General features: G+C 36.4%; 14 protein-coding genes. 9 read left to right on the plus strand and 5 right to left on the minus strand.

Annotated elements, in window-relative coordinates:
• Positions 1-96: 96 nt before the first annotated feature.
• Positions 97-1245, plus strand: a complete 1149-nt coding sequence (locus tag BQ3481_RS03075) for a 5-(carboxyamino)imidazole ribonucleotide synthase (protein WP_157926922.1) — start codon at positions 97-99, stop codon at positions 1243-1245.
• 1 nt (position 1246) lies between these two features.
• Here BQ3481_RS03075 and BQ3481_RS03080 read toward each other — a convergent pair whose 3' ends face one another.
• Positions 1247-1807: a hypothetical protein gene (locus tag BQ3481_RS03080; protein ID WP_157926923.1), complete on the minus strand. Its 561-nt coding sequence runs from the start codon at positions 1805-1807 to the stop codon at positions 1247-1249.
• Between the two features lie 115 nt (positions 1808-1922).
• Between BQ3481_RS03080 and purE the strand changes: the two genes are divergently transcribed.
• The gene (gene purE, locus BQ3481_RS03085) at positions 1923-2495 is read left to right on the plus strand and encodes a 5-(carboxyamino)imidazole ribonucleotide mutase (RefSeq protein WP_157926924.1); all 573 of its coding nucleotides are present in this window, start codon (positions 1923-1925) and stop codon (positions 2493-2495) included.
• 1 nt (position 2496) lies between these two features.
• Here purE and BQ3481_RS03090 read toward each other — a convergent pair whose 3' ends face one another.
• On the minus strand, positions 2497-3771 hold the full coding sequence (locus tag BQ3481_RS03090) for an adenylate/guanylate cyclase domain-containing protein (RefSeq protein WP_157926925.1): 1275 nt from the start codon (positions 3769-3771) through the stop codon (positions 2497-2499).
• 60 nt (positions 3772-3831) lie between these two features.
• Here BQ3481_RS03090 and BQ3481_RS03095 point away from each other — a divergent pair, with 60 nt between their 5' ends.
• Positions 3832-4422, plus strand: coding sequence for a hypothetical protein (locus tag BQ3481_RS03095; RefSeq protein WP_162287732.1), 591 nt, complete (start codon positions 3832-3834; stop codon positions 4420-4422).
• Here BQ3481_RS03095 and bioD read toward each other — a convergent pair.
• Positions 4412-5104: a dethiobiotin synthase gene (bioD, locus tag BQ3481_RS03100; protein WP_157926927.1), complete on the minus strand. Its 693-nt coding sequence runs from the start codon at positions 5102-5104 to the stop codon at positions 4412-4414. The genes BQ3481_RS03095 and bioD overlap by 11 nt on opposite strands.
• 69 nt (positions 5105-5173) lie before the next feature.
• Here bioD and bioA point away from each other — a divergent pair, with 69 nt between their 5' ends.
• From bioA to BQ3481_RS03125, 5 genes are all read left to right on the plus strand, one after another.
• Entirely contained in the window at positions 5174-6484 is a 1311-nt protein-coding gene (bioA, locus tag BQ3481_RS03105) for an adenosylmethionine--8-amino-7-oxononanoate transaminase (protein WP_157926928.1), read from the plus strand.
• A gap of 297 nt (positions 6485-6781) precedes the next feature.
• Positions 6782-7762, plus strand: coding sequence for a biotin synthase BioB (gene bioB, locus BQ3481_RS03110; protein ID WP_157926929.1), 981 nt, complete (start codon positions 6782-6784; stop codon positions 7760-7762).
• A complete protein-coding gene (locus tag BQ3481_RS03115; protein WP_157926930.1) occupies positions 7752-8879 on the plus strand; it encodes an aminotransferase class I/II-fold pyridoxal phosphate-dependent enzyme in 1128 nt (375 codons plus the stop codon). The genes bioB and BQ3481_RS03115 overlap by 11 nt, the downstream gene beginning before the upstream one ends.
• 130 nt (positions 8880-9009) lie before the next feature.
• Positions 9010-9246: a hypothetical protein gene (locus BQ3481_RS03120; RefSeq protein ID WP_231911895.1), complete on the plus strand. Its 237-nt coding sequence runs from the start codon at positions 9010-9012 to the stop codon at positions 9244-9246.
• Between the two features lie 176 nt (positions 9247-9422).
• Positions 9423-10037, plus strand: a complete 615-nt coding sequence (locus BQ3481_RS03125; protein WP_320410704.1) for a Snf7 family protein — start codon at positions 9423-9425, stop codon at positions 10035-10037.
• On the opposite strand, the gene BQ3481_RS03130 is transcribed toward BQ3481_RS03125, so the two are convergent.
• Positions 10030-10371 carry a hypothetical protein gene (locus BQ3481_RS03130; protein ID WP_157926932.1) on the minus strand — a complete coding sequence of 114 codons (342 nt, stop codon included), beginning with the start codon at positions 10369-10371 and terminating at the stop codon, positions 10030-10032. The genes BQ3481_RS03125 and BQ3481_RS03130 overlap by 8 nt on opposite strands.
• Before the next feature lie 159 nt (positions 10372-10530).
• Here BQ3481_RS03130 and BQ3481_RS03135 point away from each other — a divergent pair, with 159 nt between their 5' ends.
• The gene (locus BQ3481_RS03135; RefSeq protein ID WP_157926933.1) at positions 10531-10827 is read left to right on the plus strand and encodes a hypothetical protein; all 297 of its coding nucleotides are present in this window, start codon (positions 10531-10533) and stop codon (positions 10825-10827) included.
• A gap of 1225 nt (positions 10828-12052) precedes the next feature.
• Here BQ3481_RS03135 and BQ3481_RS03140 read toward each other — a convergent pair.
• Positions 12053-12319 (minus strand): hypothetical protein, encoded by a 267-nt coding sequence (locus BQ3481_RS03140; RefSeq protein ID WP_157926934.1) that lies wholly within the window; start codon positions 12317-12319, stop codon positions 12053-12055.
• Positions 12320-12469: the final 150 nt, after the last annotated feature.

The following is a 12469-nucleotide window of genomic DNA, read 5'->3' on the forward strand; positions in this document are numbered from 1 at the left end:
AGATTATGACATATGTTAAATGGTAATCAAAACATCTTTTTGAGATTTATCATAGAAACAGGTAACTATTTTTAAAACCATGCTTAAGGCATGCAGTTGACCAAAAATTTAGGAATAATTGGAGGCGGGCAGCTTGGAATGATGTTAACCGAGGCAGCAAAAAATATGCCCGAGCATATATCAGACGTCATAATTTTAGATCCTACAAAAAATTGTCCGGCATCAATAGTAGGTGCAAAACAAATTGTTGCTGATTTCAAAGACAAAAATGCCATTGTGGAATTGTCTCTCCAATCAGACATCATCACATATGAAATAGAATCTGGAGACAGCGAAGTATTAGAATCATTACATGGTGAAGTCTCAATAAATCCCTCCCCCAATACTCTGAAAATAATACAAGACAAGTATATTCAAAAACAATTCTTACGCAAAAATAACATCCCTGTTGCAGATTTCGATATAATAGAATCATTAGATGATCTTGAAAAAAAAATTACAGATTTTCAATATCCTGCACTACTAAAGGCAAGACGTGACGCATATGATGGCAGGGGAAATTTCAAGATAGAAAACAGTTCCCAAATAGAAACAGCATATCAGAAATTTTCCGGAAGACATACCATGATTGAAAAATTTGTTGATTTTAAGATGGAAGTATCAGTCATAGCGGCAAGAAACATTCATGGTGAAATTGCAACATACCAGCTGGTAGAAAACATTCACAAAGACAACATACTAGAGTACACAATTGCCCCTGCACGAGTTGACAGTAAGATCTCATCAGAGGCAGATAAAATCGCCAAAAAAACAATGGATGTACTGCAGGGTGCAGGAGTTTTTGGGATAGAAATGTTTGTGACAAAAGATGACAAAGTACTGATAAATGAGATTGCTCCCAGAGTACACAATTCAGGACACCACACTTTGCAATCAAGTGACACCTCACAGTTTGAACAGCATCTGAGAGCAATACTGGGATTGCCGCTTGGTAGTACAAAATTAAGACATGCTACAATCATGTGCAACATTTTGGGACCAAAGGACTTTATTGGCAGATACAAGCCAATCACACTTGAACAAAAAGGTGTGTATCTCAAAATGTATCACAAGAATGATGCTAGACCACAAAGAAAACTTGGACATTTCAATGTAGTAGATGAATCAGATACAAATGACGTGAAATCATTACTTGAAAGGACCAAAGAGATAAAAAATTCCATCCAGTTTATTTCGCAGGACTGAGTTACTTTTTGACTAGTGCAAAGACACCACCTGCACCATAAGCAACTGCTATCATTATTCTAGAGGTGATCACTGCAGTTGTTTGGTTGGATATTAGTGATGTGTCAAGCATTATTGCAAGTGGTATTGCAGCAAGAGATATTGCCCCTACAATGATTTGCTCCATATTTACAAGGCCACTGTATTTTTTCATAAAGAAAAACGTGGATGTGTTTCCAAGACCAATTCCGAACAATATCAAATACTGGTACAGATGAGGAACTATTCCTATTGCTGCAAAGGGTGCAGCCCAGCACAATCCATTTATGGCCTTTACTGCAGGAGGCCATTGTACACTATTTTTCATCCTTCCTTTTATGGATGACAGAATGGTCCTGAATTTTCCGAGAATTATTCCAAACGTTATTGCAAAACTACCAAACCAAATTATTCCATAGTAAAGCATCGGCTCCTTGTATTCAAATGAGATCTCACTTAGAATAGAAGCAGAGCCAACTGCTATTGCCACGCCTACAAATAAAACGCCAAAGGCACGCCTTACTTCTAGAGGAGATTTTTGCACACCTAAGAGTCAAATTCACCTCAGATATAATTTAAGAGATTGAGTTGCAGAAAGTGAATAACACCTTGTGCTAAAACGTTGAGTTTAATTATTTAATTCCATGCTGTCTAATCCTATGTCATATTCAAAAAATCCTCTTGTTGGCATCATAATGGGATCTAGTTCAGACAGTAAAGTAATGCATTCGGCAGCAATAGCCTTGGATGAATTTGGAATAAAACATGAGGATCAGATTGTTTCTGCCCATAGGACACCTACAAGATTGCCAGACTATGCAAAACATGCAGAAAAACAAGGATTCAAAGTAATCATCGCAGGAGCAGGAGGTTCGGCTCATCTGCCAGGCATGATTGCGTCACATACAACAATTCCAGTAATAGGAGTTCCAATAATGGTTTACAATGACAAGATAAATTCTGACAAGTTCAAGTTTTCTGCATTTGGAGGACTAGATGCGCTGTTATCAATATCGGAGATGCCAACGGGTTCTCCTGTTGTTACAGTAGGTGTAAACAAAGCTGCAAATGCAGGACTGTATGCAATAAAGATTCTTGCAAATGAATTTCCAGAATTAAAAACCAAGCTAAAAAAACATAAAGAAATGCAACACAAATCAGTTCTAAAAGAATCAGACGAAATGAAAAAACTTGGCCTTGTTCGATTTGCAGATAAGAAACTCAAGAAATAGATTAGAGGTGATTAGATATCTGCATTACAGGAATTGAAAAGTATATCGGATATATTTTTCCAGTAGTCGGATGTGTATAGTTCCATCTTTTGTCCTGAGGATCAATTTTCATAAACTGTGTGGCCATATCAGACGATAACATTTTGTATGCTTCTTCCCCTATTGTCATCTGGTTTGGTTGTGCAAGAGGTAAAATCTTTGAAGCAATTGTAATGCTGTGTCCAATCAAATCAGGTTCAGAGCCAAGAACAACAATCCTATTTTTTCCAACATCTATTCCAATTCTTACATTGATTTTCGGCAGACCAAAGCTTGCAAACATGGGATTTAGTGAGTGTGTAACCAGCATGTTCATGGATCGAGCACAACGTACAGCATTTGCTGCCATATTCCCAAAGTCTTTGAGTTCTGGGAAAAATGCAATCACTGCATCTCCTGTATACTTTAGAACAAAACCTGCATGCTTTGATACTACTACTGACATCTCTTCAGAAAATACCTTGATCAGCCCAGAAAGATCATCGGAGCTAAGTGATGTTGCAATTTTGGTAGATCCTACAATATCAACATATAGAATGGCTGTATTGATTTCGTTTTCAGGCCACAGACTCAAGAATCTGTTTGAGACGTATTTGAGAAATGCTTGAGAATATGAATCACTTTGTTTCCTCTTGTATAACGAAAAGTTTCTTTGTATTCTGGTTAGACTTTGAATCACAAATGCGTCATCAGGAGTAAGAATTTGAAAACTTTCAACCGGTTTTACTTGAGATATTACAGACTCTAAGCTTTCAAGTGGAACAAACTTCTTTTCTATAACATCATAATACCCTTTTTCCCCCTCTATTACTTGTGGCTCAAGTTTTACTTTGCTAGTGGTAAGACCAAAAGGAAATGATGTTTTTTGTTTATTTGCCGCAATTAGTATGACACTATCATATTCACTTAATGCTAATCCTTGTTCATTTTCTACTCCTGAACTAATATCAATTATACGAGAGATTGGAAATATTGAAATTTTTCCAGTGTTTGAGTTTGCCCTTATTACTTCAATTACATCATGTTCTGAGTTATCAGATACAGTTGTTTGGAGAATGAACTTGTCCCTGAATTCAGAACGATACATACCAGTACCCTTTGCTGCATGGACTTCAGAGCCAACCGTGGTTCCCCTACTCTTAACTTTGACAACATTTACGGTAATTCCCATCATGTCAAGAGCGTCAGTTACTGCAGTAAGGTCATTTCTTGGCAACTCTGCCTCTATTCGTATCATTCTAGTCCTAGATCGTTTATTATAATTAGTAATTTAAACTAGTTTTTTAATTTGCATTTAGTGCCACTTTTAATCACAACTTTAATTTACGATATGCCAAATAGTGATGTCTTGGAACTAAGCGAGATTCTGCCCAATATCATTTCAGAGTATGGAGAACAGAGAATACTTTCAGACATAGTACAAGGCGAAAGCACAGAAGTCATAAAAAGCATTTTTGAACATTGCATGTCAAAAATAGAAAAAACAGACGGAATAAAACCAGACACTTGCATTACAGTTTCAGAAGGGTTACTACACTATTTGCTTACAATTACCATGATTCCAAGTAAGCGAAAAACTATGTTCCATTCAGTTGATATCGACATTGCAATTCCTGATACCATAACACTTGGAACATCCCCGCAAGATGTCATCGTGATCTCTTTTCCAAAAACAAATGATGTGAATACAATAAAGTCTCAGATTGAAAACATAAAAAAAGTTCAACCAAACAAAGATAACATATGGGTAGTTCTTGAGGAAGACATGCAGTGCGGTGCAAAAGTATACACGTTAAGTGGTTCTATGACATTTGCAAACATAATAAATGATTTAATTAGTTTTGCATCAAATAAGAAACAATCCAAGTTAAAAATTTTCAAGATATAAGAGATTTCAAATTTATATTTCTTTCAATGTGTGGAATCATTGTTTCATAGTTTTCATAATCTTTCACAAATGGTAACACACCCAAAATTGGAATGCCTGTAATTTCATGTATCGTGGTTGGTGCATTTATTTCTTCAGGTCCGCCATTCTCATCATAGTTATTTACAATAATTCCCATGATTGGAATTTTGTAATTGTGACATGTATTGACTGTCATCACAGTATGGTTCAGAGTTCCAAGAGTAGGTCGTGTGATTATGATTGTTTCAAGGTCCAATTCTTTTATCAAATCAGCTACAAAGTAATCCCTACTTAGAGGAGTCATTATCCCCCCTATACCTTCAACAAGCATCAGGTCATGCTTGCTTTTCAATTTTGCAAACTTTTCAAAGATTATTTTTTTATCAAACTTGAGATCAAGTATTTTGCTTGCGTCATATGGAGAAACTGGCAACGGCATAAATATTGGATTTATTTCGTCCTCAGGATCATCCACCTCAGCAGCACGATGTAAGATTGAAACATCGGATGACTTGAAGCCAATTTTTTGGACAATCCCGGTTGCAATCGGCTTCATAACACCAACATCTATTCCCAATTTTTGCATACATGCTGCCAATGCAGATGTGATAGTGGTCTTACCAACACCAGTATCAGTGGCAGTAATAAAATATGATTTCATGAGAGACAATCGTTAATGTTGTTTAATAACCCACCCTATCATTATTAATTCGATTTGTTGAAAAATTCAATGCATAGTTTTGTCTGGCATCCTTATACTCAGATGAAGGACTGGAAAAAATTTGACATAATCACAGAAGGCAGAGGAATGTGGCTTCATGACACGCATGGTAATGCCCTAATGGACGGCGTTGCAAGCATGTGGTGCAATGTATGGGGTCATTCCAATAAAGAATTGATAAAGACTATCAAAAAACAAGCAGAAAAACTACAACATTCCTCATTATTTAATTTAACAAACGACAAGGCAGAAGATCTTGCAGAAAAATTAGTAAAACTAGCCCCCGAGATGTACAGAGTATTCTATTCTGATGATGGTTCCACTGCAATGGAGATTTCTGCAAAAATGGCTTTGCAATACTGGAGTAACATGGGTGAGAAAAAGACAAAATTTGTGTCACTTGAAAACGGATACCATGGTGATACAATAGGTGCCATGTCACTTGGATATGTACCCCTTTTCTTTTCTAAATTCAAGTCTTCATTGTTTCCAGTTTTAAGAACTCCATCACCAAACAGATATCGAATTCCCAAAGGTTATTCATTTGAGGATTATCAAGAATTTTGCCTAGAAAGAATTGAGCAAGTTTTTTCAAAAAATGACAATATTGCGGCATTTGTAATGGAAAGCGGGGCACAGATAGCTGGAGGCGTCATCATATATCCAAATGGATTTCAAAAAAAGATCAGTAAAATATGCAAGAGACACAACGTCTTATTCATACTTGATGAAATTGCAACAGGATTTGGAAGACTTGGATCAATGATCGAATACAAAAACCAAGAAAGCATTCCAGACATAGTATCATTTGGCAAGATGTTATCTGGAGGATATTTACCTCTTGCAGCAACACTTGCAAGCAAGAAAATCTATGACTCTTTTCTTGGAGAGTATAAAGACATGAAGCATTTTTTCCACGGACATACATTTACTGGAAATCCCTTGGCATGTGCAACCGCTCTTACAAACATTTCATTATACGAAAAATACAATCTAATATCAAAGATCAAAAAACGCGCATCCCAGATGGAATCACGCATCAAGGAAATTTCCAACATGGATCTAGTAGGAGATGTAAGACATACAGGCATGTTGATGGGAATTGAGCTTGTATCAAATAAAAAGACAAAAACTCCAATATCTCCCAAGAAACGATTTCCACAAAAGATCTTTGTAGAGGCAAAAAAACATGGAATTTACCAAAGAACACTAGGGCACATAGTAATGGTCATTCCACCACTTGCAATATCAGAAAAAGAATTAGATTTTCTGCTAGATGGTACTATTACAACAATAAAAAATGTCTCATCACAAATGTAAAAACCACATTCATTCTAGCACGAGACACAAATTATTATATCAGCAACACCAGATCATATCCAAATGCCACAGATTCGAATTTGCCCAACATGTAACAAAGTCTTACAAACCGGTGAGACTCACAAGTGTTCCCATATAGCTTCAGAATATGCCACATGTGAAAAGTGTGGTGAAAAATACCTAAAATCAAGACAGCATATTTGTACCACAAGAGTTTAGATCTATTGTAAACCATTACGCTACACAAGGTTTACAGTTAAAATAATCTTAATTAATGGATTTAAAACAGAGGAATCATTGACTAGCGAAACTGATTTTATAATTTCATGCAAGGACAGAGTCTTATCAGGACATACCATTTCCCAAGGTGAAGCTGAAAGACTTATCAACGTGTCAGATGATTCGTTGCACACTTTATCTGATGCTGCCAATGAAATTACCAGAAAACTGTGTGGAAACATGGTTGATGTAGAAGCCTTGATAAATGCAAAAAAAGGCAAGTGTCAAGAAGATTGTTCATTTTGTTCCCAGTCTGCATTTTTCAAGACAGGTATTGACACATACAAGCTGCTGCCACCAGAAACAATAGTACAAAATGCCATGCTTGCAAAAGAGGACGGAGTGAAAAGTTTTTGTCTAGTATGCGCATGGCGTGGTCCTACAGAGAAAGACTTTGAACAGATTTCGTCAATCATAGAGAAAATAAACCGTGAGGTTGGAATAGAGGTCAACTGCTCACTTGGTTTTATCAATGAAGAGATGGCTATAAAATTAAAAAAACTAGGGGTGAAACGTTACAACCACAATCTAGAGACACCGAGAAGTTTTTTTGAAAAAATATGCACAACCCACACGTATGATGACAGGATGAAGACAAATCTGACTGTAAAAAAGGTAGGCCTTGAATTATGCTGTGGTGGAATAATTGGCATGGGAGAAACAAGAATGCAACGATTAGAGTTAGGACTTGATCTTGCAGGACTTGAACCAGAGGAATGTCCAATCAATATGTTAGTACCTCAGAAAGGAACACCACTCGAACTTCAGACAAGACTCTCAATATCTGAGATACTACGAACTATAGCTGTTTTTAGATTTTTGATGCCAAAAACAATACTCAAGATTGCAGGTGGAAGAGAAGTCTACCTCATAAATGACCAAGAAAGAGTTCTCTTGGGCGGTGCAAACGGAATCATTACTGGGGGATATCTCACCATAGGCGGAAACAAACCGACAGATGATTTTCAAATGATATCAAAGATAGGCCTTGAAGCCTAGAACCAGTTTCATCAGCAAAAGATTAGAACAGATAAAGAAGGCAAATCTGTACAGAACACTGGTTTACAACAAGGTATCAGGTCCATACATTACAATTAAAGGAAAAAAATTGATCAATTTATCATCGAATGATTACTTGGGATTAAATTCTACGCCCACTCTATCACAAATACAATCAAGTTCTAGATTAATTTCAGGGAATGATGTATCTTTTAAAAAACTTGAAAACAATCTCGCACGCCACAAATCAAAAAATGCCGCACTGGTTTTTCCAACAGGCTACATGGCAAACCTCGGTGCAATCTCAATTTTAACACAAAAAAATGATTTAATTTTAAGTGATGAATTCAATCATGCAAGTATAATTGATGCATGTAGATTATCAAATGCAAAAAAAACAATCTACAAACATAACGATGTCTCAGATTTAGAAAAAAAACTGCGCAAAAAAGCACAGCGTAAGTTTGTGGTAACTGAGGGAATATTTTCAATGAATGGTGACTTTGCCAGACTTGATGAAATAACGAAACTATGTCAAGAAAATAATGCGTTTCTCTTGCTTGACGATGCACATGGCGACTTTGTAGCAGGTAAAGATGGAAAAGGTTCTGCAGATCATTTCAGAGTTACAAAAAATGTTGATATATACACAAGCAGTATGAGCAAGGCACTGGGAGTATTTGGTGGCTATATTGCTGCAAGCAACGACATAATCGATCTTGCTGTAAACACCTCGCGGCCATTCATTTACACTTCTGCACTACCAAGTTTTTTAGCAGACATGGCACTGAAGAGATTTTTGTCAGATAGAGAAAAGAAGCGACTAGAATTATGGAGTAAGATAGAACAATTCAGCAAGGGTTTGCAGTCAATTGGATACAAAATGGAATCACCAAGCCAGATAATGCCAGTCATAATAGGATCCGAGAGAAAGGCACTTGAGTTTGGTAAGTATTTGAAAAATAATGGCATATTTGCCCAGCCGATACGCTATCCCACCGTGAGTTTAGGTTCTGCCAGAATAAGGATATCTGTCACAAATTGGCTTTCCGAAGACATGATATCAAAAGCATTAGACATATTTGAAAAAGCTGGCAAGAAATTTGGTATAACGTAACCACAGTTTGAAACAGATTTTGAACAAGGTATTAATAAAAAAACAGCGTCAATTGAACCATGGTAGAACTGACCATGGGAATTGCAGCCATAGCAGAACTCGGTCATTTCTTGCACTGTGCATATTGCCAGTGATTCCTGCATTTCTTGCACATATTTCAGGCACTATATTGACAGAACTCCAAAGAAACAATGAAATGATAACATTGTCACAAGCGATGATGCAGATCAAGATACCAAATGTGGTAGTAGCCGTAATTTCAGAAAATAGGTTATACAACATCATTTTGTCAAAGCAGGCAGGTTCTCACACTCTTACCATAATAGGCCACCCTGGCTTTCAAATCTACACGTTTACCTTCGGATAATCATTATATAATGTTTCTAAATTCGAATTTAGAAACATATTGAATCATCATTTCAGGTCTAGACTGTAACCCCTGTCAGCTGTCACTATAGTTACACATCAAGTAAGAACATGGTTGTTTAAAATAACATTTCAAATCAAGGCACAGTAAAAATGAATTTTACAAACAAATGGAATGTGCAAAAAGAGAGTATATCTCAAAAGGTAATAGACAAGGTAAAGCCAGATGCTCCACTCAAGCCCAAAATTGATGAGGCACAAAAGAAATTACAATTACAAATTATAAAACTTGATTCCATCGCAAAGAAATTAAAGGAAAAAGATGAATTTATCTTCAAAAAAGTAGTCGAGGCAGTAAGATCACATAATAAGTCATATTCTAATGCATATGCTACCGAATTACACGAGATTAGAAAAATGAATAACATGGTTACAGGTGCAAAATTAGCCATGGAGCAAATTCAGCTACGATTAAACACGATATCAGAACTTGGAGATGTAGTAGTAACACTCAGTCCTTGCATGTCAATAATAAAAGGACTCGGGACAGGCCTAAATGGATTAATGCCAGCAGCAGATTCATCCATGGCAGACTTGTCAAACATATTAGGAGAAATAATGTCAGGCGCATCTGTAAACGGCGACAATTCATTTGTCACAGACGTATCAAACTCAGAGACAAACCAGATATTGGAAGAGGCAAACGCAATATTAGAAGGGCATGTAAGACAGAGTATCCCAGATCTTCCCCCAACATTGGGTTCTACAACAAAAGCGCCAGAGCCTATCTAGAGCGCTTTTTACTCAACTCTACAAAGTGTTTCTTGATTCTAGATATTGTAGGATAACTATACCCTAGTTTTCTATAATTTGCAATCATCATCTTCCAGTTTTTCAACCTCCATTGGGCCTGCTCAGAAGTCACAGAATGGATCTCCTTGTTTATTATACTCTTCCTGCCCACCTTGAGTACTCCTGCATCTTTTGCAGTCCATCTACTGTTTGCAAAATTCAGACCTGACAGGATTTCCTCTACAGGCATTTCAGCAAAGTGCTCCTGCAACTTTTGTATTTGTGCAATTGTGGGTTTTTTGTTTACAATGAGGCTTATTTCAAATCTTTCCATACTCGAATTTTGAAATATCCTTCCTAATTAGTGTGAGGGTAAAAACATCTCTTCTTTTTGTTTAAAACTTCACCAGACAGCACCACGGAATACAGGACAATTCAAAGAGAATTAAGCAAGTGAATGATTCTTAAATTATAGTAATAATAAATTTGCAACATGGATGAAAAAGACATACGTGCAAATCGGGTTCCAAAAGGATTTTTACACAAGGAGAGAAAATGTGAAAGCCCCAAGTGTCATAAGGAGGGCATCTATTCTTCAAAAAGAGGATATTTTTGTCTTGATCACATATTAGATTACAACATGTCATGCCCCAATCAAGACTGTCCAAGACATGGTCTTGTCATGGACAGACTAATTTCAAAAATAGAAAAAGACATCAAGGGAGATTTGCATCAGGCATTCCAGTGTCCATCATGTAATCACAGACATGATCATACAGTTCATGTCTAGTACGCGACAAGTACAACTTTGAAAAAAATTGAGCTAAAACATCCACAAAGTTCTACTTGAGACTTAAGATATTATCACATCAATTCACTAAATGGCTACCCATAACTGACCAGGCCTAGAATCGTGAGGGTTTTTGTGCCTCTCTCACGATAATATACTTATCAGTAAAGTTACAAGACCAGAATTTCTACAAGTTTGAAAATCACGTAACATGAGTTTATTCATTCCTACATGGATCTAAAAACCCACCAAGTGAAACTGTGATCAAACAAGTCAAGAATTAGAAAAATGTTGAATCCAATTATAACACCATATTCAAAATACGATTGTTTAGCAGCAGAATGTTATTACGAGATTTTAGAATCTGCCTTACAGATGGCACATTCACAGTCAAACATACATGCCTTACCCATGCACTGACCATGTTTCTCCTCAAAGCATTTCAGACAAAGAACCATCTATTTTCAACTTTTAGGATGTTTTGGGGTTATTTTTACCCCCGTATTATCATCAAACTTACCAAGATCAACAGTTATTTTAACTCAAAAAAACGGCTGAAAATAATCAATTTTTAAAAATATCATTTTTTCCTGACTTGTGTTTGAAAGTTAAACCCCCTAACATTTTCAAACAATTAGGCATAGCATGATTTTTTCAAAAATGGTCAATTTTAGGGGGGGTGTAACACTTGTGCGTACTAATAGCAGCCAAGGGTCAAAACACCCCCATTGCCTAGTAAGAGTCTTGTTTTCTTTTTTGGCAGCGAATAAAAGCTAAACCCCAGTTTTTATTCCAGATTTTGGAACTCTAAAAAATGATCAAACGTACACAGGCATGAAAAACATGAAAAGTTTGGTAAGTTTATGTCCTAAAACCAGGGGGTTTTGAACCAAAAGTAAGTGGAAAAAACATCAAAAAATAGCGGGTGATGTCGTTACGACAAGTTTGTTGATTGTGCCAGAGAAAGTTTTTCAATTTGCGAACATTCCAAATACCGTACTACTCGTTTTTACAGTGGTAAAAAAATTAAAGTCTAGATTCACAGATTAGCCAAATCCTTTGTCAAGGTTTCAGTCTTCTTTTTTCATTATTTATTGGACACAAGACTTTCAATTGTTAGATATGCAACCCTACACTTGTAAATGGTGTAGGAAGACGTCTCTAACAACAATCGCTGTCTTTCTAAGAAAGATCAACTAGATTTCATGATATATCCAGTATTTTATCAGACAGTAGTGGAGGTCTTTACCAATTCTGGTATTTTCTCCCTGGCTTGAACAATCTCTATTTCTACTGTTTCTAACGGTTCATCTACCACATTTCGTTTGATTGAGAACATCTTTGGTTTATCAAAATCTTTAGTGCAGTCGGGACAAGCATAAACCAGAACCCTGTATTCGTTAGGAGCTTTTGGGTTTGAAAGGCGAGGATAGTAAACTAATCTACCCCCACAATCCACGCAGTATCTATTTGCGCGTCTTGTTCTGGCCAATGCGGACCTCCTGCATACATCATCATCATATGATCGGTATTAGATCCATATTGTCTAATAGAATAAACTAAAGCGTGATCGCATTTACAATATTGCACAACTCGAATTTAGAAATATAATATCTTACGACCTGTGAATTTCATACCTATG

This window comes from Candidatus Nitrosotalea okcheonensis (genome assembly GCF_900177045.1).
In the GTDB taxonomy this organism is placed as follows: domain Archaea; phylum Thermoproteota; class Nitrososphaeria; order Nitrososphaerales; family Nitrosopumilaceae; genus Nitrosotalea; species Nitrosotalea okcheonensis.

Excerpts from the sequence above, each read along its gene's own strand:
- BQ3481_RS03130 (WP_157926932.1), bottom strand. The coding sequence starts at position 10,371 with ATGGAAAGATTTGAAATAAGCCTCATTGTAAACAAAAAACCCACAATT.
- BQ3481_RS03090 (WP_157926925.1), bottom strand. The coding sequence starts at position 3,771 with ATGATACGAATAGAGGCAGAGTTGCCAAGAAATGACCTTACTGCAGTA.
- purE (WP_157926924.1), top strand. The coding sequence starts at position 1,923 with ATGTCATATTCAAAAAATCCTCTTGTTGGCATCATAATGGGATCTAGT.
- bioD (WP_157926927.1), bottom strand. The coding sequence starts at position 5,104 with ATGAAATCATATTTTATTACTGCCACTGATACTGGTGTTGGTAAGACC.
- bioA (WP_157926928.1), top strand. The coding sequence starts at position 5,174 with ATGCATAGTTTTGTCTGGCATCCTTATACTCAGATGAAGGACTGGAAA.
- BQ3481_RS03135 (WP_157926933.1), top strand. The coding sequence starts at position 10,531 with ATGGATGAAAAAGACATACGTGCAAATCGGGTTCCAAAAGGATTTTTA.